The organism is Arthrobacter sp. AD-310 (assembly GCF_054656615.1).
In genome coordinates this window covers 1-20,225 of the sequence record NZ_BAAHNO010000044.1, presented here as the reverse complement: position 1 = coordinate 20,225, position 20,225 = coordinate 1, and the positions used below count along the sequence as shown (strand labels likewise).

18 protein-coding genes are annotated in these 20,225 nt (G+C 67.2%); 10 read left to right on the top strand and 8 right to left on the bottom strand.

The window, feature by feature from the left end:
* Positions 1-9: 9 nt before the first annotated feature.
* The 5 genes from ACYQ1Z_RS19655 to clpB all read left to right on the top strand — a co-directional run bounded on the left by ACYQ1Z_RS19655 (position 10) and on the right by clpB (position 6,053).
* The gene (locus ACYQ1Z_RS19655) at positions 10-417 is read left to right on the top strand and encodes a TOBE domain-containing protein (protein ID WP_459794232.1); all 408 of its coding nucleotides are present in this window, start codon (positions 10-12) and stop codon (positions 415-417) included.
* On the top strand, positions 414-1,208 hold the full coding sequence (modA, locus tag ACYQ1Z_RS19650) for a molybdate ABC transporter substrate-binding protein (protein ID WP_459794231.1): 795 nt from the start codon (positions 414-416) through the stop codon (positions 1,206-1,208). Before ACYQ1Z_RS19655 ends, modA begins: the two co-directional genes overlap by 4 nt.
* Before the next feature lie 20 nt (positions 1,209-1,228).
* Positions 1,229-2,101: an ABC transporter permease gene (locus ACYQ1Z_RS19645; RefSeq protein WP_459794230.1), complete on the top strand. Its 873-nt coding sequence runs from the start codon at positions 1,229-1,231 to the stop codon at positions 2,099-2,101.
* The gene (locus ACYQ1Z_RS19640) at positions 2,098-3,171 is read left to right on the top strand and encodes a sulfate/molybdate ABC transporter ATP-binding protein (protein WP_459794229.1); all 1,074 of its coding nucleotides are present in this window, start codon (positions 2,098-2,100) and stop codon (positions 3,169-3,171) included. The genes ACYQ1Z_RS19645 and ACYQ1Z_RS19640 overlap by 4 nt, the downstream gene beginning before the upstream one ends.
* 239 nt (positions 3,172-3,410) lie before the next feature.
* Positions 3,411-6,053, top strand: a complete 2,643-nt coding sequence (gene clpB, locus ACYQ1Z_RS19635) for an ATP-dependent chaperone ClpB (RefSeq protein ID WP_459794228.1) — start codon at positions 3,411-3,413, stop codon at positions 6,051-6,053.
* Between the two features lie 42 nt (positions 6,054-6,095).
* Here clpB and ACYQ1Z_RS19630 read toward each other — a convergent pair whose 3' ends face one another.
* Positions 6,096-6,809, bottom strand: a complete 714-nt coding sequence (locus ACYQ1Z_RS19630; protein WP_459794227.1) for a septum formation family protein — start codon at positions 6,807-6,809, stop codon at positions 6,096-6,098.
* A 275-nt stretch (positions 6,810-7,084) separates the two neighbouring features.
* Between ACYQ1Z_RS19630 and ACYQ1Z_RS19625 the strand changes: the two genes are divergently transcribed.
* Together ACYQ1Z_RS19625 and ACYQ1Z_RS19620 are read left to right on the top strand one after the other, a co-directional pair.
* Positions 7,085-7,318 (top strand): DUF3073 domain-containing protein, encoded by a 234-nt coding sequence (locus tag ACYQ1Z_RS19625; RefSeq protein ID WP_058267842.1) that lies wholly within the window; start codon positions 7,085-7,087, stop codon positions 7,316-7,318.
* Between the two features lie 217 nt (positions 7,319-7,535).
* Positions 7,536-8,306 (top strand): VOC family protein, encoded by a 771-nt coding sequence (locus ACYQ1Z_RS19620; protein ID WP_459794226.1) that lies wholly within the window; start codon positions 7,536-7,538, stop codon positions 8,304-8,306.
* A 68-nt stretch (positions 8,307-8,374) separates the two neighbouring features.
* Here ACYQ1Z_RS19620 and purM read toward each other — a convergent pair whose 3' ends face one another.
* The 3 genes from purM to ACYQ1Z_RS19605 form a co-directional block, all read right to left on the bottom strand.
* On the bottom strand, positions 8,375-9,532 hold the full coding sequence (gene purM, locus ACYQ1Z_RS19615; protein WP_459794225.1) for a phosphoribosylformylglycinamidine cyclo-ligase: 1,158 nt from the start codon (positions 9,530-9,532) through the stop codon (positions 8,375-8,377).
* The gene (gene purF / locus ACYQ1Z_RS19610) at positions 9,529-11,199 is read right to left on the bottom strand and encodes an amidophosphoribosyltransferase (RefSeq protein WP_459794224.1); all 1,671 of its coding nucleotides are present in this window, start codon (positions 11,197-11,199) and stop codon (positions 9,529-9,531) included. Before purF ends, purM begins: the two co-directional genes overlap by 4 nt.
* 81 nt (positions 11,200-11,280) lie before the next feature.
* On the bottom strand, positions 11,281-11,595 hold the full coding sequence (locus tag ACYQ1Z_RS19605) for a hypothetical protein (RefSeq protein WP_459794223.1): 315 nt from the start codon (positions 11,593-11,595) through the stop codon (positions 11,281-11,283).
* 317 nt (positions 11,596-11,912) lie between these two features.
* On the opposite strand from ACYQ1Z_RS19605, the gene ACYQ1Z_RS19600 reads away from it, so the two are divergent.
* The 3 genes from ACYQ1Z_RS19600 to ACYQ1Z_RS19590 all read left to right on the top strand — a co-directional run bounded on the left by ACYQ1Z_RS19600 (position 11,913) and on the right by ACYQ1Z_RS19590 (position 16,105).
* Positions 11,913-13,031, top strand: a complete 1,119-nt coding sequence (locus ACYQ1Z_RS19600; RefSeq protein ID WP_459794222.1) for an S-(hydroxymethyl)mycothiol dehydrogenase — start codon at positions 11,913-11,915, stop codon at positions 13,029-13,031.
* On the top strand, positions 13,028-13,648 hold the full coding sequence (locus tag ACYQ1Z_RS19595) for an MBL fold metallo-hydrolase (protein WP_459794221.1): 621 nt from the start codon (positions 13,028-13,030) through the stop codon (positions 13,646-13,648). Before ACYQ1Z_RS19600 ends, ACYQ1Z_RS19595 begins: the two co-directional genes overlap by 4 nt.
* 105 nt (positions 13,649-13,753) lie before the next feature.
* A complete protein-coding gene (locus ACYQ1Z_RS19590) occupies positions 13,754-16,105 on the top strand; it encodes an FdhF/YdeP family oxidoreductase (protein WP_459794220.1) in 2,352 nt (783 codons plus the stop codon).
* Positions 16,106-16,198: 93 nt separating this feature from the next.
* Here the strand turns inward: ACYQ1Z_RS19590 and ACYQ1Z_RS19585 are convergent, their stop codons facing one another.
* The 4 genes from ACYQ1Z_RS19585 to ACYQ1Z_RS19570 form a co-directional block, all read right to left on the bottom strand.
* A complete protein-coding gene (locus ACYQ1Z_RS19585; protein WP_459794219.1) occupies positions 16,199-16,417 on the bottom strand; it encodes a hypothetical protein in 219 nt (72 codons plus the stop codon).
* Between the two features lie 148 nt (positions 16,418-16,565).
* Positions 16,566-19,073: a GcvT family protein gene (locus ACYQ1Z_RS19580; RefSeq protein ID WP_459794218.1), complete on the bottom strand. Its 2,508-nt coding sequence runs from the start codon at positions 19,071-19,073 to the stop codon at positions 16,566-16,568.
* A gap of 49 nt (positions 19,074-19,122) precedes the next feature.
* Positions 19,123-19,473 carry a bifunctional 3-phenylpropionate/cinnamic acid dioxygenase ferredoxin subunit gene (locus ACYQ1Z_RS19575; protein WP_459794217.1) on the bottom strand — a complete coding sequence of 117 codons (351 nt, stop codon included), beginning with the start codon at positions 19,471-19,473 and terminating at the stop codon, positions 19,123-19,125.
* A gap of 301 nt (positions 19,474-19,774) precedes the next feature.
* Positions 19,775-20,225: catalase-related domain-containing protein (locus ACYQ1Z_RS19570; RefSeq protein WP_459794216.1), on the bottom strand; the 451-nt coding region annotated here is incomplete at its 5' end.

Sequence of the window (20,225 nt, the reverse complement as noted above, 5' to 3'; positions counted from 1 at the left end):
ATTGGGGAAATGCCCATTATCCGCGTTTCTGAAGCAGCCCGGTTCCTCGGCGTCAGTGATGACACCGTTCGCCGCTGGACCGACAACGGTTCCCTGACTCCGCTCCGGGATGAGGCGGGCCGGCTCGCGGTTGACGGCCTGGAACTTGCCCGGCATGCGCAAAAGCTGGCGCAGCTTCCGGATGATCCGCACCGGACGGGAAGCTCCGCGCGCAACAGGTTCGTCGGGCTGGTCACCGCCATTACCGCAGACAAGGTGATGGCCCAGGTGGAGCTGCAGTGCGGGCCGTTCCGGGTGGTGTCGCTGATGAGCAGCGAAGCCGTCCGGGACCTGGGCCTGGAACCGGGGTCGGTGGCCACCGCGGTGGTCAAGGCCACCACCGTGATCATCGAGACTCCCCAGGGGAAGGCGCTGTGAGGCGAAAGCCGGCGCCCGTGCTGGCGGCCGCGGCGGCCCTGGCGCTCGCGGCCGGGTTGGCCGGGTGTGCGGGCGGCAGCCCGGGCCCGGGTGCCGCAACCGGCGGCGTGGAAGGGGACGTCACGGTTTTCGCCGCCGCCTCGCTCAAATCCAGTTTCACCAGGCTGGCTGAAACGTTCGAGGCGGAACACCCGGGAGTGGACGTCACGCTGAGCTTTGCCGGCTCGTCCGACCTTGCAACCCAGATCAGCCAGGGCGCCCCCGCTGATGTCTTTGCCTCCGCCGACACCAAGAACATGGACAAGGTGGTGGATGCGGGCATGGTGGAAGGTGATCCGGAAATCTTCGCCACCAACACGCTGGCCATCGCCGTGCCGCGAGGCAATCCCGCCAGCGTACGTTCCTTCGCGGACCTCGCCAAAGAGGGCGCCCGGCTGGTGACCTGTGCCCGGCAGGTACCCTGCGGGGCCGCGGCCGCCCTGATCGCGGAAAAGCACGGGACCGCGCTGCGTCCCGTCAGCGAGGAAAACTCCGTGGCGGACGTCCTGGGCAAAGTGGCGTCCGGGGAGGCCGACGCCGGGCTGGTCTACGTCACTGACGTCCGCGCTGCGGAGAACAAAGTTGAAAGCATTCCCTTCCCGGAAGCCGCCGGCGCCGTGAACAGCTATCCCATCGCCGCGCTGGCCGACGGCAGGAACAAGGCCGCTGCCGCCGCCTTCCTCGACCTCGTCACCGGCGCCGAGGGCCGGGAAGTGCTGGGGCAGGCCGGCTTCGGGCCGGGCACGGAATGAAGCCGCGCCGGGCCCGGACTATGAGAGTCTTCGCGAGGACTGCCCCCCGCGCCGCCTACACCGGTGTTCCCCGCTGGCTGTACATCCTGGCGGTGCTCGCGGCCCTGGTGGTCGTCCTGCCGCTGGTTGCCATCGTGGCGCGGGTCAACTGGGCCAATTTCCTGCCCTTGGTCACGTCGGAACCGGCGCTGTCCGCGCTGGGACTCAGCCTGCGCACCTCAACAGCCAGCACAGTGCTCTGCATCCTGCTGGGCGTGCCCCTGGCCCTTGTCCTCGCCCGCAGTCGATTCCCGCTGCAGGGCCTGCTCCGCTCGCTGGTGCTCCTGCCGCTGGTGCTGCCACCCGTCGTCGGCGGCATCGCCCTGCTCTACACCTTTGGCCGGCAGGGACTCCTGGGTGGTGCCCTGGAAGTGCTGGGGCTCCGGATCGCCTTCTCCACCTCGGCGGTGGTCCTGGCCCAGACGTTCGTGGCGCTGCCCTTCCTGGTGGTCAGCCTCGAAGGTGCGCTCCGGACCGGCGGGCACCGGTACGAGGCCGCCGCGGCGACCCTGGGCGCCCCGCCCGGCGTCGTCTTCCGCCGCGTCACCCTGCCGCTGATGCTGCCCGGCCTGGCCTCCGGCGCGGTGCTGTCCTTTGCGCGGAGCCTGGGCGAGTTCGGCGCCACGCTCACCTTCGCCGGCAGCCTGCAAGGGGTGACCCGGACCCTGCCGCTGGAAATCTACCTGCAGCGCGAGACCGACCCGGACGCCGCCGTCGCGCTGTCCCTGGTCCTGGTCGCCGTTGCCGTTGCCGTCGTCGCGCTCGCCTACCGCCGCCATCCGCGTGGAGGGGCGCCGCGGGGATCGCGGGAACGGACGACGGCGCCCGCCATCACAGACGGGAGCCTCCAGTGACCTTTACGTTCCAGGCAGCCGTGGCTGAGCGGGGCTTCGACGTCGCCCTGACGGTGGCGCCGGGCGAAACCGTTGCCGTCATGGGACCCAACGGCGCCGGCAAGTCCACGCTGCTGGCCAGCATCGCCGGCCTGCTCAAACCGGACAGCGGCCGCTCCGAGCTGGACGGCCGCACCCTCTTCCACCTGGACCCGCACTTCCAGCCGAAACCCGTCCACCGGTGGACGCCGCCACACAGCCGCGGTGCCGCGCTGCTCGCCCAGGAACCGCTGCTGTTTCCGCATCTCACTGCCCTGGAGAACGTGGCATTCGGTCCGCGGAGCAGGGGAATGCGCGCCGGCGACGCGAACGCCCAGGCAAGGCAGTGGCTGGCGGAGGTGGAGGCCGCCGACCTGGCGGCGCGCCGGCCGGCGGAGCTTTCCGGCGGCCAGGCACAGCGGGTGGCGGTGGCCCGGGCCCTGGCAGCCGATCCGGCGCTCCTGCTGCTTGACGAACCATTGTCGGCCCTGGACATCCACTCCGCACCGCTGCTCCGCCGCCTGCTCAAGCGGGTTCTTGCGGGGCGCCAGGCCATCATCATCACCCACGACGTGCTCGACGCGCTGATGCTTGCCCGGCGCGTGGTCATCATGGAGGACGGACGGGTGGTGGAGGAGGGGCCCACGCGCCAGGTGCTGGAGCAGCCCCGGAGCGCGTTCGCGGCCGGGCTGGCCGGGCTGAACTTCCTGCCTGGCACGCTGACCTGGAGCGGCCTCCGCACCGCCCGTGGGCTGGAAGTCGCCGGCCACCACGAGGAACCCGGCCCCGCGCACCGGCCGGGCGGCCCCGGCGTTGCCGTGTTTCCGCCGTCGGCCGTTTCCGTGTTCCTGACTGACGCCCACGGCAGCCCCCGCAACTCTTTCCCGGTGACGGTCACGGATATGGAGCCGCACGGCGACCAGATCCGGGTCCGCGCGGACGGGCTGGCGGCGGACATTACCCCGGCGGCCTCGGCGGACCTGGGGCTGGCTCCCGGCATGGAGGTGCACTTCGTGGTCAAAGCCGCTGCGGTCTCCGTTTACGAGGCGTGAGCCGCCGTCCCGAAAAAGCCGGGTTCGGGGCCTTCGACCCTGCCGTTCCGGACGGAGACCGGGCAGAATGCAACCCCGGGATATCCAACGTGCCACATACCGGGCTGACAGGCCGGGGTTCCGGCTGCGACTGTTCGCTGTGGGAAAAGAGGGGCCCTCGGCGGGAAATAAAGCGAGCCAATGCAAAGTTGAGCGTAGTAGACTCAACCTAGATCAACTGCCCCTGAAAGGAGCTCTCTTTGGACGTCAAATTCACCACCAAGAGCCAGGAGGCTCTTTCCGCTGCGGCCATGAACGCCTCCACGGCCGGCAACCCCCAAGTGGAACCGGCCCACCTGCTCAAGGCCCTTATGGACCAGCGCGAGGGTGTCGCCGTTGCCCTGCTCCGCGCCACCGGCGCCGACCCGGATGCTGTCAGTGTCCAGGCCAGCAGCGCCATCAAGGCGCTGCCGGCAACCTCCGGCGGATCCAGCCAACAGGCGCAGCTGTCCCGCCCCGCCCTCCAGGCAATCCAGAATGCCAAGGAAGAGGCCGAGCGGCTCGGCGACACCTTCGTCTCCACCGAAGTCCTCCTCCTTGGCCTCTCCGCCGGAAGCGACGCCGTCGGCCGCCTGCTGCGCGAGGCGGGAGCCTCCCGTGAAGCGCTGCTCGCCGCCCTGCCAGGCGTCCGCGGCGACCGCAAGGTCACCAGCCCGGATCCGGAAAACACCTTCCAGTCGCTGGAGAAGTTCGGCACCGACCTGACCGCCATGGCACGGTCCGGCAAGCTGGACCCCGTGATCGGCCGTGACTCGGAGATCCGGCGCGTTGTCCAGGTCCTGTCCCGGCGGACCAAGAACAACCCGGTGCTCATCGGTGAACCCGGCGTGGGCAAGACCGCCGTTGTTGAAGGGCTCGCGCAGCGCATGGTGGCGGGCGACGTCCCGGAAAGCCTGCGCGGCAAGACGCTGATCTCCCTGGACCTCGGCTCCATGGTCGCGGGCGCCAAGTACCGCGGCGAGTTCGAGGAGCGGCTGAAGGCGGTCCTCGAGGAAATCAAGGGCTCCGACGGCCAGATCGTCACCTTCATCGACGAGATCCATACTGTTGTGGGCGCTGGTGCCACCGGTGACTCCTCCATGGATGCCGGCAACATGCTCAAGCCCATGCTGGCCCGCGGCGAGCTTCGGCTGATCGGGGCCACCACCCTGGATGAGTACCGCGAGAACATCGAGAAGGACGCCGCCCTTGAACGGCGCTTCCAGCAGGTGTACGTCGGCGAGCCCAGCGTGGAGGACACCATCGGCATCCTCCGCGGTTTGAAGGAGCGCTACGAGGCACACCATAAGGTGTCCATCGCCGACTCGGCGCTGGTGGCTGCGGCCACGCTCTCCAACCGCTACATCTCCGGCCGGCAGCTGCCGGACAAGGCCATTGACCTGGTGGACGAGGCCGCGTCCCGGCTGCGCATGGAGATCGACTCCGCACCGGAGGAAATCGACCAGCTCCGCCGCGCCGTCGACCGGCTCACCATGGAGGAGCTGGCGCTGGAAGGCGAAACCGACGCCGCCTCCGTGGAACGCCTTGCGGCCCTGCGGGCGGACAAAGCGGACAAGGAAGAAGAGCTGGCTGCGCTGAACGCCCGGTGGGAGGCTGAAAAAGCCGGCCTGAACCGGGTGGGCGACCTGAAGGCCAAGCTGGATGAGCTGCGCAGCGCGGCGGACAAGGCCCAGCGCGAAGGCGACCTGGAGACTGCCTCGCGGGTCCTTTACGGTGAAATCCCGGCACTGGAACGCGAACTGAACGCCGCGGCCGAAGCCGAAGCCGCCGTCTCGGACAAGTCCGCCCAGATGGTCGCCGAGGAAGTGACCGCGGACGACATCGCCGAGGTCATCTCCGCGTGGACGGGGATCCCCGCCGGGCGCATGCTGCAGGGTGAAAGCCAGAAGCTGCTCCACATGGAGGAGGAGCTGGGCAAGCGGCTGATCGGCCAGGCCAAGGCCGTCACCGCGGTATCCGATGCCGTCCGCCGTGCCCGGGCCGGCATCAGCGACCCCAACCGGCCCACCGGCTCCTTCCTGTTCCTGGGTCCCACAGGCGTGGGCAAGACCGAACTGGCCAAGGCACTCGCCGACTTCCTGTTCGACGATGAGCGCGCCATGGTGCGCATCGACATGTCCGAGTACGGCGAGAAGCACTCGGTCGCCCGGCTCGTCGGTGCCCCTCCGGGTTATGTCGGCTACGAGGAAGGCGGCCAGCTCACCGAGGCCGTCCGCCGCCGCCCGTACTCCGTGGTGCTGCTCGACGAGGTGGAGAAGGCCCACCCGGAGGTCTTCGACATCCTCCTGCAGGTGCTCGACGACGGCCGGCTGACCGACGGCCAGGGGCGCACCGTGGACTTCCGCAACACCATCCTGGTGCTTACGTCCAACCTGGGCAGCCAGTTCCTGGTGGACCAGTCGCTGGATGCGGAGGCCAAGCGGAATGCTGTCATGGCCACCGTCAACACCGCCTTTAAGCCGGAGTTCCTGAACCGGCTGGATGAGGTAGTGCTGTTCGACGCGCTCAAGGTGGAGGAGCTCTCCCGGATCGTCGACCTGCATGTGGCCGAACTGGGACGGCGCCTGCACGACCGCCGGCTCACCCTGGAGGTTACGGACGGTGCCAAGGACTGGCTTGCCATCTCCGGCTTCGACCCCGCGTACGGTGCCCGGCCGCTCCGCCGGCTGGTGCAGCGCGAGATCGGCGACCGGCTGGCCAAGGCCATCCTGGCCGGTGACATCAGCGACGGCGACACCGTGCTCGTGGACACCGCGGCCGAAGCTGCGGAAATCGGCCAAGGCGACGTCGACACGCTGACAGGTGCCCTGACCGCAGGCCTCGCCGTGCGGCGTAAGGGCTAAGCAGAAGGATTCAGGGAAGCGTGCTGCCCCGGCGGGAAACCGTCAGGGCAGCACGCTCGCGTTAATGACATTGCCGCCCGTGCTGGTTACATAGCAGTCCACCCTGCGGTCGCCGGACTCCCAGCTGGTGCTGCTGGGAAAGCTGCGCTGGAAGTTCAGCTGGTACTCGTTGGCGGCCGGGCCCAGCTTTGCCGCCTGGCACGCTTCCAGCGCCTTGGCTTTCAGCGCCTCGGCGCCCGGATAGGATCCTGCCTCCGGGTAGCGGAACACGGCAACAAGCTGCGCCGAGTGGCCCGTATCGCAGGGGACCACCTTGGATGCGAGCGCTTCCGGATCGAAATCGGCAAAACAGTCACCCAGCGCGTAGTCCGCCGGCTGCACCCCGTCGCGCGGCAGCGGCAGCGGCGTGGCCTGCGGCGTCACCGCGGTTTCCACGGCCCCGGCGGCATTCGCCGCTTCATCGGCGCCCCCGCCGGAGTTCAGCCACACCGCCAGCCACACCACGCCGGCCACCACCGCAAGGAGTACGACGGCGAACAGCGCCTTCCACAGGGTCCGCCGGGTTTTCGGTCGCAGCCTGGGCGTCCGTTCCCGTTCCGGCTCCGGCAGCGGCCGGGACCACGTCACATGGTCCGGTGCGGGAGCGGGGGCCTGTGCCGGGATGTGGTGCCGGGCGGGAACCTGCTCCGCCCGCACTTTCGGCAGGCCCGCGGTGGGCGGCGAGCTGGGCTTCGGCGGCAGGTCCTGGTTGTTCACGTGGGCGCATCCTCCTGCATTCCGTCCCGGGCGGGCAGCCGGTCGCCCGGCCAGTTTCGGCAGTTGTTTAAGCGACTCTACCCAACAAAAATGCTGGAAACTCGCCGCCGATGCGCGGAAATGGTAGCGCACACCACTCCCGGGCGCCGCGCCCGGCAAGCAGGGGCCGCAGAAAGCATGTAATCTAGGTGTACGACAAATTGACCAAACATTCCGGGGCCTCACCATCGCCAAAGGTGACCACCTCCGGTCCAAGTACAAAAGGGGGTCACGCCATGGGGCGCGGCCGTCAAAAGGCAAAAGCTACTAAGCAGGCTCGGGACATCAAGTACTACTCCCCGAACACCGACTATTCGGCACTTCAGCGCGAGCTGACGGGCCCATCAAGTCGTGCCACGAGCCACTATGCGAACGAACCGGTGGAACCGGATTATTCGGCTTACGTGGACAAGTACGCGGATGATTTGGAAGACGACGACGACGAGGTAGACACCCGTCGCATCGGCTAGTTGTTGCCGCAGCGCGCTGCCAACGCCCTGCCAGGCAGCTCCAGCGACGCCACAACGGCACTGATACAGCGCACAGTTTCTGCGGCGCATATTTTTTCAGGCGTCAGATCCTGCTGCGCCCAAAGCCCGCTTCCCACACCATCAGGTGCCGGGAGCGGGCTTTGCCGCGCTGTTGTTCCTTTGCTTCGGCGTCCGGTCGGCCGTGTAGCGTTATGCCATGCCACATATTGACGCATACCGGCACGGCCAGCCGTGCTGGGCGGATCTGCAGACGCCCGATGTCGCCGCGGCGAAGGACTTTTACGGCCGGCTCTTCGGCTGGACCTACAGGGATTTGCCCACCCCGGACGGCCGTACCTATGCCCAGGCATTTGCGGACGGGAACCTGGTCTCCGTCATCGCCCCGCAGAACCCGCTCCAGCTTTCGGCCGGCACCGCAGCGCAGTGGAACATCTATTTCGCCGCGGACGACGCCGGAGCGCTGGTGGAGGAAGCTCTGTATGCCGGCGGTGCGGCAGAGTTCGGGCCCGAGGCAGTGGCTGACACGGGGGTTCTCGCCTTCGTGGCCCCGCCCGGTGGCGGGACCACGGGCATCTGGCAGGCCGGAACGCACCGCGGGACCCGGCTGTTCAATGAACCGGGCGCGCTTGCTTGGGCGGAACTGTCCACGCCTGAGCCGCAGGCCGCCGTCGGATTCTTCCAACAGCTTTTCGGACATGAGATCACCGAGTATCCACAGGACGACGGCGGGAGCTACAGTGCGCTGGTCCTCGACGGGGTTGAGGTGGCCGGGGTGGTCGCTGCCGGGGACGCTGAGGAACCGGCGTGGCAGATCTACTTCGGGGTTGCCAACCTTGGAGCGGCTGTCGAGGCGGCCGTGGAGGCGGGAGGCGAAACGGTTGTGGAACCGGAGGCCGACTTTGAGGAAGGGCCTGCCACCATCCGCGATCCCCAGGGCGGAATCCTCAGCCTGATCAAGGCTCCCTGAATGCAAGAGGCCTCTTAACCTCATCGGTCCCCGCCGGCGGGCAACACCGGCGGGGACCGATCGGGGGATCAGGCGTACGCGTTGACCAGGCGGACTGCGCCGCCGTCCACGCCTTTGGCGCCCTGGACGTAGTCCGGGCCGGACTTCAGGATCGAGTCCGAGTCCTCCGTGACCGTGCCCATGATCCAGGACGGCAGGCCGCGGTCATTCAACCGGGCGACGGCGGCATCCGCGGCGTCGGGGGACACGATGGCCACCATGCCCACGCCCAGGTTGAGGGTGCGTTCGAGGTCTGCCAGCGGGACGTTGCCCAGTTCCGAGACGAGCTTGAAGATGGCGGGCAGTTCCCAGGTGGCGCGGTCCACGGTGGCAACGAGGCCCTGCGGCAGGACGCGGGCCAGGTTGGCGGCCAGGCCGCCACCGGTCACGTGGCTGAAGCCGTGCACGGCTGCGCCGGCGTTCACCGGGAAGGTGCGGGCCAGGTCCAGGCAGTCGGCGGCGTAGACGCGGGTGGGTTCGAGGAGTTCCTCGCCCAGGGTGCGGCCGAGTTCGGAGACCTGGCGGTCCAGGGCCCATCCGGCGTGGTTGATGACGCGGCGGACCAGGGAGTAGCCGTTTGAGTGCAGGCCGGAGGAGGCCATGCCGATGACGATGTCGCCGGCGCGGACCCGTTCCGGGCCCAGCAGGGCATCGGCTTCCACGACGCCGGTGGCAGCGCCGGCGACGTCGTACTCGTGCTCGCCCAGCAGGCCGGGGTGCTCGGCGGTTTCGCCGCCGACCAGCGCGGTCCCGGCCACGGAGCAGGCAGAGGCGATGCCGCGGACGATGCCGGCGATGCGCTCCGGAACCACCTTGCCGCAGGCGATGTAGTCGGTCATGTACAGCGGTTCGGCACCCACCACCACGATGTCGTCGACCACCATGCCCACCAGGTCGAACCCGATGGTGTCGTGGATGTCCATGGCCTGGGCGATGGCCACCTTGGTGCCGACGCCGTCGGTGGAAGTCGCCAGCAGCGGCTTCTTGAAAGTCAGCAGCTTCGAGACGTCGTACAGGCCGGCGAAGCCGCCCACGCCGCCGATCACCGAGGAGTTGTGGGTGGCCTTGACGGCATCCTTCATGAGTTCGACGGCGAGGTCGCCGGCTTCGACGTCAACGCCTGCGGAGGCGTAGGTGATGCCTGTGTTCTCCGAAGCGGGGCCGGCGGCGGTGTTTGCGGAAGTCATAGGGACTCTTTCTTGTCGGCGCCTGCGGCGGCGTGTACGTCAGGCACGAGGTCGGCGTCGGTCAGCAGGTTCTCAAATTCGGAGTCCGGTCCCGGATCGCAGCCGGTAGCGCCGGACTTTTCAGCCGGATCCTCGTGGGAATCCACGGCCAGTGCCGCCGTTTCCCCTGGCAGGGCCGAGGGCGAAGGTGTCAGGCCGCCCAGGTCCGTGCGCTCCAGCAGGTTCTTGCCCAGCTTGTCGGCGTCCGGAAGCTTGATGGGGTACTTGCCCGTGAAGCAGGCGGTGCAGAGGCGTTCGCGCGGCTGCCGGGTGGCGCCGATCATGCCGTCCTCCGAGATGTAGGCCAGCGAGTCAGCGCCGATGGCCTGCGAGATCTCCTCGATGGTCGCCCCGTTGGCGATGAGTTCCGCACGGGAGGCGAAGTCGATGCCGTAGAAGCAGGGCCACTGCACGGGCGGGGAGGAGATCTTGACATGCACCGCGGCCGCGCCGGCTTCCCGGAGCATCCGGACGATGGCCCGCTGCGTGTTGCCGCGGACGATCGAGTCGTCCACGACCACCACGCGCTTACCGCGGATCACGGATTCCAGGGCGTTCAGCTTGAGCCGGATGCCGAGCTGGCGCAGGGTCTGCGACGGCTGGATGAAGGTGCGGCCTACATAGGAGTTCTTCACGAAGCCGTGCGCGAACGGGATTCCGGACTCTTCGGCGTAACCCACGGCAGCAGGCGTGCCGGATTCCGGGACGGGAATCACGATGTCGGCCTCGTGGGTGTTTTCGCGGGCCAGCTGGCGGCCCATCTCCACGCGGGACTCGTAGACGGAGCGGCCGGCGATGGCCGCGTCCGGGCGCGCAAGGTAGACGTACTCGAAAACGCAGCCAGCCGGCGTTGGCTCGGCGAAGCGCTTGGAGCGCACGCCTTCCTCATCAATGGCGATGAACTCACCGGGCTCGATTTCGCGGATGAAGCTGGCTCCGACGGTGGCCAGTGCCGACTGTTCGGACGCCACCACCCAGCCGCGGTCCAGCCGGCCGAGGACCAGCGGGCGGATGCCGTAGGTGTCGCGGGCGGCGTAGAGGGTGCCTTCGTCCATAAAAACAAAGCAGAAGCCGCCCTTGATCTTGGGCAGGAGTTCGGTGGCGGTGTCTTCCAGGCTCTTGCCCGGCTCGCCTTCCAGGAGGGCCGTGACCAGGGCGGTGTCCGAGGTGTTGCCCTGCTTCATTTCGCCGGTGAGCTGGCCGCCGTTGCGTTCCTGGATCATGGCGTTGAGCTCGGCGGTGTTGGTCAGGTTTCCGTTGTGGGCCAGGGCAACCGTGCCGGTGCTGGTGGCGCCAAGGGTGGGCTGGGCGTTGGCCCAGTGGCTTGCTCCCGTGGTGGAGTAGCGGCAGTGCCCGACGGCGAGGTGTCCGGTCAGGGTGTTCAGCGTCGTCTCGTCGAACACCTGGGAAACGAGGCCCATGTCCTTGTAGACGTTGATCCGCTTGCCGTCGCTGGTGGCAATACCAGCCGACTCCTGGCCACGGTGCTGCAGTGCGTACAGCCCGTAGTAGGTAAGTTTTGCTACTTCTTCACCTGGTGCCCAGACGCCGAAGACGCCACAAGCGTCCTGGGGTCCTTTTTCGCCGGGAAGAAGATCATGGGAAAGTTTGCCATCGCCGCGTGCCACTGATCGATTATCGCACGATATGGGGTATGAGTTTTCCGGCCGCCGGTTTGTGACCAGGCCCCGACCACTGGCCGGCGGCGCCTAGGCCTGGGGATCCGTGTCCGGCTCCGAGTCCGGAACCGGTTCGACCACCGCGCGTTCCCGCCGCTTGACGCTCCGACGGTCCAGCACAAGGGCGACGACGGCGCCCAGGATGGCACCGCCGCCGGCGAACATCACCATAAAGAACCCGAAGACCGCGCCGGAGTCGAAGCTGGCGCTCCCGGGCAGGCCGAAGGCGACAAACGCTGCAACGCCGATGCCCACCAGTGCACCCAATATGAGGAACGGCACAAATCGGGGGGCGCGCCGGACCGTTACTTCGCGCCGCTCGGCAGGGTGTTCTTCGGAAGACATGCCATCCAGCCTACTGCCGTAGTTTTTCGGCACCTAAATGGCCTTCGCCAAGGGATCTGGGCCGCCGCCCGGCGGTCCATGCCCCGGCTTCAGGAGCAGCAACTCCGCTTCTGCCATATAACTGATATATCTATTGACAGGGGGTGTGGTCCCTGTCATATTGCTAGTAGCGCTATGTGCATCGTGTTGTGTAATACGCAATTCATATCGGCTTGCCGCGGAAGGACTCGTGTCCCGCCCACGACGTGTCGGCTAGATTGTCACATGGTGCCGACCCACCGGATCTGCCAGGGTCCAGGAAAGGAACACGAGAGCTAATGGTCCATAAAGTTCAAGCCGTCATCGCCCGGGAGAAGGACGCCCCGGTGACGCTGGAGACCATCCTGGTGCCGGATCCGGGCCCGGGCGAAGCGCTGGTGGACATCCTCACCTGCGGGGTGTGCCACACGGACCTGCACTATAAGCAGGGCGGCATTGGCAACGACTTTCCCTACCTGCTGGGCCACGAGGCCACCGGCGTCGTCAGCGCGGTCGGCCCGGACGTGACCTCCGTGGCACCGGGCGACCGGGTGATCCTGAACTGGCGTGCCGTCTGCGGCCAGTGCCGTGCCTGTGCAAAGGGCCAGCCGCAGTACTGCTTCAACACCCACAACGCCACCCAGAAGATGACCCTGGAGGACGGCACCGAGCTGTCTCCGGCGCTGGGTATCGGCGCGTTCGCCGAGAAGACGCTGGTTGCCGCAGGGCAGTGCACCAAGGTTGATCCCGAGGTTGACGCTGCCGCAGTCGGCCTGCTCGGCTGCGGCGTGATGGCCGGCATCGGTGCCTCCATCAACACCGGTGAGGTCAAGCGCGGCGAGTCCGTCGCCGTGATCGGCTGCGGCGGTGTTGGCATCGCCGCCATTGCCGGGGCCAAGCTGGCGGGTGCGACGACGATCATCGCCGTCGACATCGACGAAAACAAGATCCAGATGGCAAAGTCCCTCGGTGCCACCCACGGGATCAACTCCCGTCAGGAAGACGCGGTGGAAGCCATCCGTGCCCTGACCGGAGGCAACGGAGCGGACGTGGTGATTGACGCCGTCGGCCGTCCCGAAACGTATAAGCAGGCCTTCTATGCGCGCGACCTCGCCGGCCGCGTGGTCCTGGTTGGCGTCCCGACGCCGGAGATGCAGCTGGAACTGCCGCTGCTGGACGTCTTTGGCCGGGGCGGTTCGCTGAAGTCCTCCTGGTACGGCGACTGCCTGCCGTCCCGCGACTTCCCCATGCTGGTCTCGCACTACAAGCAGGGCAACCTGGACCTGGACGCCTTCGTATCCGAACGGATCACCATCGACCAGGTGGAGGAAGCCTTCCACAAGATGCACGAGGGCAAGGTGCTCCGTTCAGTTGTTGAAATCGAGCCGTCGGGAAAACGTGAAGGAGCGTCCGCATGAGCGTCACCATCGAGAACCTGGTCACCTCGGGGACATTCTCGCTTGACGGCGGCACCTGGGACGTGGACAACAATGTCTGGATCGTGGGCAACGACGACGAGTGCGTGATCATCGATTCCCCGCACGACGCCGCGGCGATCATCAACCAGGTCAAGGGCCGCACGGTCAAGGCCATCCTGCTGACCCACGCGCACAACGACCACATCGGCGCAGCCCGTGAGGTCTCCGAGGCCGTGGGCGCTCCGATCTACCTCAACCCGGAAGACCTGGTCCTGTGGGAGCAGGTGTACCCGGACTTCGCGCCGCACCGGCAGCATGGCGACGGTGACGAGTTCCAGGTGGGCGGGGCCACGCTGAAGGCCATCCACACGCCGGGCCACTCGCCGGGATCCACCTGCTTCTACCTGGAAAGCGAAGGGACGGTCTTCACCGGGGACACGCTGTTTAACGGCGGTCCCGGTGCCACCGGCCGGTCCTACAGCGACTACCCGACCATCCTGGCCTCCATCCGCGAACGGCTGCTCACGCTGCCGGGTGGCACCGTGGTCCGCACCGGGCACGGCGACAACACCACCATCGCCGCGGAGCAGGAAACCCTGGCAAAAGTTTCGCAGTAGCCACAACCACAGCATCAGAGTGTGCCAGTGAAGGGCGCGCCGGGAAGCCCTGGCGCGCCCTTCCTACAGATTGAAGAAATCCATGCCCGTAAGGAAGTTGGAACAATGAAGTTCGGGAAACAGCCCGCACCCGTTGCGGACATCAACGAGGACAATCTGTCCGTCCACAAGCCCAAAACAGAGGCTGCCGGCGTCAAGGCCGTCATGGTCGCCCTGGAGCGCGCCGTGGCGCAGGCGGGTGTGACCCGAACTGCGCAGTCGCTGCTTCGCCTGAACCAGCGCGGCGGGTTCGACTGCCCGGGCTGCGCCTGGCCGGAATCGGACAAGAAACGCAAGGCCGCCGAGTTCTGCGAAAACGGCGCCAAGGCCGTGGCCGAGGAGAACACCCTCCGGACCGTGGGTGCCGAATTCTGGGCGAAGCACTCGATCGCGGAGCTCTCCACCAAGACCGAGTACTGGCTGGGCAACCAGGGGCGGCTGTCCGAACCGGTGGTCATCCGCGAAGGCGACACGCACTACTCGCCCATTTCCTGGAATGACGCGTTCGAGCTGATCGGCGAGCATATCCGGGCCAGCACCCCGGACCGCTGCGTGTTCTACACCTCCGGCCGTACCGCGAACGAGACCGCGTTCCTGTACCAGCTGTTCGCCCGGTCCCTGGGCACTAACAACCTGCCGGACTGCTCCAACATGTGCCATGAGTCCTCCGGGTCGGCACTGAACCCGACCATCGGCATCGGCAAGGGCACGGTGTCCCTCGATGACATTCACGACGCCGAGCTGATCTTCGTCGTCGGGCAGAACCCCGGCACCAACCACCCGCGCATGCTGTCCGCGCTGAAGGAGTGCAAGGACAAGGGCGGCAAGGTGGTGGCCGTGAACCCGCTGCCGGAGGCCGGCCTGTTCAACTTCAAGGACCCGCAGACCGTCTCCGGTGTGGTGGGCGGCGGCACCCCGCTCGCCGACGAGTACCTGCAGATCAAGGTCGGCGGTGACCTGGCCCTGTTCCAGGCGCTGGGCCACCTGCTCCTGGAAGCCGAGGAGGAGAACCCGGGCACCGTCGTCGACCATGACTTCATCGCCGCGCAGACGGACGGGTTCGACGCCTACAAGGAGGCACGCCGCACCCTTGACTGGGACGAGACGGAGAAGGCCACCGGCTTGACCCGGGAACAGATCGAAAAGGTCGCCGGGATGCTGGTTGCCTCCAAGGCCTCCATCTTCTGCTGGGCCCTGGGCGTGACCCAGCAGCCGCACTCGGTGGACACCATCAAGGAAATGGTCAACGTCCTGCTGCTGCAGGGCAACTTCGGCAAGCCCGGCGCCGGCGCCTGCCCCGTCCGCGGGCACTCCAACGTCCAGGGCGACCGGACCATGGGCATCTGGGAAAAGCCGAAGGAATGGCTCCTCACCGCCTTGGACAACGAGTTCGGCATCACTTCGCCGCGGCACCACGGGTACGACGCCGTGGAGTCCATGGAGGCCTTTGAGCGCAACGAGGTGGACGTGTTCGTCTCCATGGGCGGCAACTTCTCCCTCGCCTGCTCCGACACTGAAATGCTCGAGGCCGGGATGCAGCGGATTGGGCTGACCGTACACATCTCCACCAAGCCCAACCGCTCGCACGTGGTGCACGGACGCACGTCGCTGATCCTGCCCACGCTCGGCCGGACCGACAAGGACGACAAGCACCCCAAGGGCGCCCAGTTCCTGTCCGTGGAGGACTCCATGTCCGTGGTCCACTCCACCCAGGGCCGCCTGACCCCGGTCTCCGAGCACCTGCTCGCCGAGCCCGTGATCGTGGCCCGGATGGCCGAGGCCACCTTCGGCCCGGACCACTCCGTCGATTGGCGCGGCATGGCCGAGGACTACGACGTGATCCGGGACCACATCGCCCGCGTCCTGCCCGGTTTCGAGGACTTCAACACCCGCGTCCGCACCAAGAACGGCTTCGTGCTGCCCAACCCGCCGCGCGACACCCGCTCCTTCGCCACCGACATCGGCCGCGGCCGGTTCACGGTCAGCCCGCTGGAATACCTCACCCCGCCGCCGGGCCACCTGGTGCTGCAGACCATCCGCAGCCACGACCAGTACAACACCACGTTCTACGGCCTGGACGACCGCTACCGCGGCATCTCCGACGGCCGCCGCGTGATCCTCATCCACCCGGACGACCTCGCCGAGTCAGGCTTCCAGGACCGCGAACTCGTGGACGTCATCAGCACCTTCGGCGGCGTGGACCGCCGCGCGGACAAGTTCCGCCTGGTCGCCTACCCCACAGCCAAAGGCTGCGCCGCCGCGTACTTCCCCGAAGCTAACGCCCTGGTCCACAAGGAAAACGTCGCCCGCGAATCCAACACCCCCGGGTTCAAGGCCATGTTCGTCCGCTTCGAACCGCACAACGCGGACGCAACTGCAGCCGAAGAGGCTGCGTCGCTGCAGGCGAGCGCCGTCTAACCGCGTAAGCGGCCATCGCACGAATGCCCCCGCTTCCCAAAGGAGGCGGGGGCATTCCTGTTGCCTGGCGCGGTGGAAGCCGAAGCAGGAGCCCTATACGGGGTTGTTTCCGTCCGGCTCGGCCTCCGGATCCAGGCCTTTGCCATAGCCGCTGGCCGAGGCAAGTCCTGACACCTGCTGGCCGGCATTTGTTTGACCCGGAGCAAACTGCCCGTCCTGCGGGTCCTGGGATTTTGCCTCCCGCCCGGGCGCGACATCCTGCCGCAGGTGCTCATCGGCGGGAATGTCCTTGGATTCCTGTTCGTCAGCCATCCTTACAGCCAACCACCGGCGCTGGCCTGCTGCAAGGGCCCCGGGGCGGCCTCGGCGCATCCATCCTCAAGGCAATCCCGGCCAGCAAAAAGGGTGGTTGGAGCCTGCAAGTCTCAAGCAGGCCCAACCACCCTGAGCGGGGACAAGATCAGCCGCGCAGGCGTTCCATGCCCGGGTCCACCAGCGGCTCAGCGGTCACGGTAGCGGCAACGCGCCGGCCGAAGTACTCGATCTCCACCGCGTCCCCCACGCCGACGGCGGAGGGCAGCCAGGCGTAGGCGATCGGCTTGCGGATCGAGTAGCCGTAGGCGGCGCTGGTGACATAACCGGCCGCGTGCCCGTCCACGTACACCGGTTCCTTGCCCAGCACGACGGACGTGCCGTCGTCGACCGTCAGGCAGCGCAGGGTCTTGTCCGCGGGCTGCTCCTTGCGCTCGGCAAGCGCTTCGGCGCCCACGAAGCCGGTCTTGTCCTTCGCCACAGAGAAGCCGAGGCCGGACTGGTAGGGGTGGTGCTCCGAGGTCACGTCCGTGCCCCAGAGGCGGTAGCCCTTCTCCAGGCGCAGGCTGTTGAAGGCGCCGCGGCCGGCGGCAATGATGCCGTGCTCCTGGCCGGCTTCGAACAGGAGGTCCCAGAGCTTGAGGCCGTATTCGGCGGTCGTATACAGCTCCCAGCCGAGCTCGCCCACGTAGGACAGGCGCATGGCCGTCACGGGGATGCCGCCCACGCTGATCTCCTTGGTACGGAAGTACTTCAGGCCGTCGTTGGTGAGGTCGTCGGTGCTGACCTTGCCGATGACCTCGCGGGCCAGCGGGCCCCACAGGCCGATGCAGCAGGTGCTGCCGGTGATGTCGGTGACGTGCACCCACTTGGCGGGATCGGCGGCGGACTGCTTGCGGGCTTCCACCCGCAGGTAGTCGAAGTCGACGTTGCTGTTCACGCCGAGCTGGAAGTCTTCCTCCGCCAGGCGGGCGACGGTCACGTCGCTGCGGATGCCGCCGTCGTGCTCCAGCAGCAGGCAGTAGGTGACTGCGCCGGGCTTCTTGGCGATGTTTCCGGTGCTCAGCCGGTGCAGCAGCTCCTGGGCGCCGGGTCCGGTGACGGCCAGCCGCTTCAGCGGCGTCATGTCGTAAAGCGCGACGGCGGTACGCGTCTTCCACGCTTCGGCCGCGGAGATGGGGGAGGAGAACATCGCAGCCCAGGGTTCGCGCTCCGGAGCGCGCCATTCTTCCGGGAGTTCGTCCAGCAGGGGACGGTTGGCCTCGAACCAGTGCGGGCGCTCCCAGGCGGCGGACTCGAGGAAGAAGGCGCCCAGTTCCTTCTGCCGGACGTTGAACGGGCTGACGCGAAGGTCCCGCGGCGATTCCTTGGGCTGCAGGGGGTGCATGACGTCGTAGATCTCCACGAAGTTCTGCTGCGAGGTTTCGCTGACATACGCGTCGGAGGTCTGGATTTTCTCGAAGCGGCTGAGCTCGGTGCCGTGCAGGTCGGTGCGGGACCGGCCCTCGACGAGCAGTTCCGCGACGGCCTTGGCCACACCTGCCGAATGCGTGACCCACACGGCCTCGGCAACGAAGAAGCCGGCAAGCTCCGGGGCTTCGCCGATCAGCGGGCCGCCGTCGGGCGTGAAGGAGAAGATGCCGTTGAAGCCGTCCTGGATCGCGGCGCTGCGCAGTGCCGGCAGCAGGTCCTGGCTGTCTTCCCAGGCGGGCACGAAGTCTTCAAGGGTGAAGTCCAGCCGGGATGGCATGCGGTGGTCGGACATCTCCTCTGCCGGCACCTTCGGCAGGGCTGCCATGTCCACGGGCATCGGCTTGTGCGCGTAGCTGCCGATGCCGATGCGGTCGCCCCATTCGCGGTAGTACAGGTCCTTGTCCTGGTAGCGCAGGATGGGCTTGCTGGCGCCCTTGGGAAGCTCGTTGACGCCTTCGAGCTCGGCAAGGGGGGTACTGACGACGTACTGGTGTGCCAGGGGCAGCAGCGGCACCTCAAGGCCGACCATCCTGCCGAGCTCACGGCCCCAGAAACCGGCGCAGGAGACCACGATGTCGGCAGGAATGAGCCCGTTGTCGGTTTCGACGCCGGTGACCTTGCCGCCCTCCTGGGCGATGCCGGTGACAGTGGTGGATCCGAGGTAGGTCACGCCGTGTTCGCGCGAGCGCTCGATCAGCAGTTGCACGGCACGGGCGGCGAGGGCGAGCCCGTCGGTAGGGATGAGCAGGCCGCCCAGGACCTCGCGGCCGCCGCTGAGCTTGCCGGTGTTGAGCAGCGGGTAGATCTTTTCGCATTCGTCGGCGTCGATGATCCGGCTCTCGACACCCCAGGAGGTCATGACGCCCATTTTGCGCTTGAGGTCGGCGAGGCGTTCGGGCGTCGTTGCCAGTTCCAGGCCGCCCACCTGGTTGAAGCAGGACTGGCCGTCCTTGCTCAGGGCGAGCAGCTTGTTGACCGTGTAGGTGGCGAATTCCGTCATGGTCTTGGACGGGTTGTTCTGGAACACCAGGCCGGGGGCGTGCGAGGTGGAGCCGCCTGCCAGCTCAAGCGGACCCTGCTCCACGACGGTGATGTTGGTCCAGCCGCGGCTTGCCAGCTCGTCGGCGAGGTTGGTGCCGACGATGCCGGCTCCGATGATGACAACGCGGGGTGCTGCGCTCATGGTGTGTGGTTCTCCTGGTTGGCGTGGGCGAAAAGCCCGTGTGCTGGGGCTAGACGTGTCCGTTGACGGTGAGGCCCGGGGGCAGGTTCGGCGCGTCGGTGGATTCATTGACCATGATGATGCCGTCGACGACGGTCACCTCATGGGAGCGGACCGGCAGTTTGGCCGGGGGTGAGTCAACGCTGCCGTCACGAAGGTTGAACTTCGAGGCGTGCAGCGGGCATTCCACCCAGCAGTCCTCCACCCATCCGTCAGCGAGGGATGCGTCCTGGTGCGTGCAGGTGTCGTCAAGCGCGAAAAGCTCACCTTCTTCAGTGTGGAACACGGCGATGGGCGGGGCTGTGTCCAACCGGATCGCTTCGCCGGGAGCGAGCTCGCTGAGCGGGCATGCCTTATGCATGGGACGTACCTCTGTTTCTGGGCAGACCTTCGTTGGTCGCGCAAGCTTTTCTACATCTTTGATCGAGCAAGCTTCTCTTCGCCATAGGCAACAAGCATCACGATATGCAACACAGTGTCGCACGTCACGCAGGATGTCAAGGGTTTTTGCTTTGTTGCAGCACTGCCGGTGACTGTGTCCGGCGTCTTGACGGCCCGGACCTGGCAGACGTTCAGGTTTAAGCAGTACACCCCGCCGCGGGTGGTGCCGTGGCGGGGTGGTCTGTTACTTCGGGGCCGGGGGTGTCCCGGGTGATGGGGTTTTAGTATTTGGTGGCGGCTTCGGCGTCGGATTCTGCCTGGCCGGCGCCGAGGTTGGCGCGGAGTTTGGCGCCGAGTTCGGTGTCGACGTTGGTCCAGTACTGGATGGCGCGTTCTTTGATGTCGGAGCGCTTCACGCCGCTGACGGCGCCGGTGATGGTGTCGAGGAAGCGTGCTTTGGCTGCTTCGTCGTAGACCTCGCGGTAGAGGGTGCCGGCCTGGCCGAAGTCGCTGTCCTCGGCGTGCAGGGTGTGCGCGGCGAGGGTCAGTTCGCCGTCGTTTTCCCATCCGCCGGCGACGTGCTGCGGCTCGAGGGCGGCGGGGCCGCCGAAGGTGTTCGGGGCGTAGACCGGCACGGTGGGGGCGTTGAACAGGTAGCGTCCGGCGCCGTCCTGGGAGTAGTTGTTGACGGTGTTCTTGGGCTGGTTGACCGGGATCTGGGCGTGGTTGGTG

Coding starts and splice junctions, on each gene's coding strand:
- ACYQ1Z_RS19645 (WP_459794230.1), top strand. CDS start 1,229: ATGAGAGTCTTCGCGAGGACTGCCCCCCGCGCCGCCTACACCGGTGTT.
- ACYQ1Z_RS19580 (WP_459794218.1), bottom strand. CDS start 19,073: ATGAGCGCAGCACCCCGCGTTGTCATCATCGGAGCCGGCATCGTCGGC.
- ACYQ1Z_RS19585 (WP_459794219.1), bottom strand. CDS start 16,417: ATGGCTGACGAACAGGAATCCAAGGACATTCCCGCCGATGAGCACCTG.
- ACYQ1Z_RS19575 (WP_459794217.1), bottom strand. CDS start 19,473: ATGCATAAGGCATGCCCGCTCAGCGAGCTCGCTCCCGGCGAAGCGATC.
- ACYQ1Z_RS19620 (WP_459794226.1), top strand. CDS start 7,536: ATGCCACATATTGACGCATACCGGCACGGCCAGCCGTGCTGGGCGGAT.
- purM (WP_459794225.1), bottom strand. CDS start 9,532: ATGACTTCCGCAAACACCGCCGCCGGCCCCGCTTCGGAGAACACAGGC.
- ACYQ1Z_RS19595 (WP_459794221.1), top strand. CDS start 13,028: ATGAGCGTCACCATCGAGAACCTGGTCACCTCGGGGACATTCTCGCTT.
- ACYQ1Z_RS19600 (WP_459794222.1), top strand. CDS start 11,913: ATGGTCCATAAAGTTCAAGCCGTCATCGCCCGGGAGAAGGACGCCCCG.
- ACYQ1Z_RS19625 (WP_058267842.1), top strand. CDS start 7,085: ATGGGGCGCGGCCGTCAAAAGGCAAAAGCTACTAAGCAGGCTCGGGAC.
- ACYQ1Z_RS19605 (WP_459794223.1), bottom strand. CDS start 11,595: ATGTCTTCCGAAGAACACCCTGCCGAGCGGCGCGAAGTAACGGTCCGG.
- ACYQ1Z_RS19590 (WP_459794220.1), top strand. CDS start 13,754: ATGAAGTTCGGGAAACAGCCCGCACCCGTTGCGGACATCAACGAGGAC.
- ACYQ1Z_RS19655 (WP_459794232.1), top strand. CDS start 10: ATGCCCATTATCCGCGTTTCTGAAGCAGCCCGGTTCCTCGGCGTCAGT.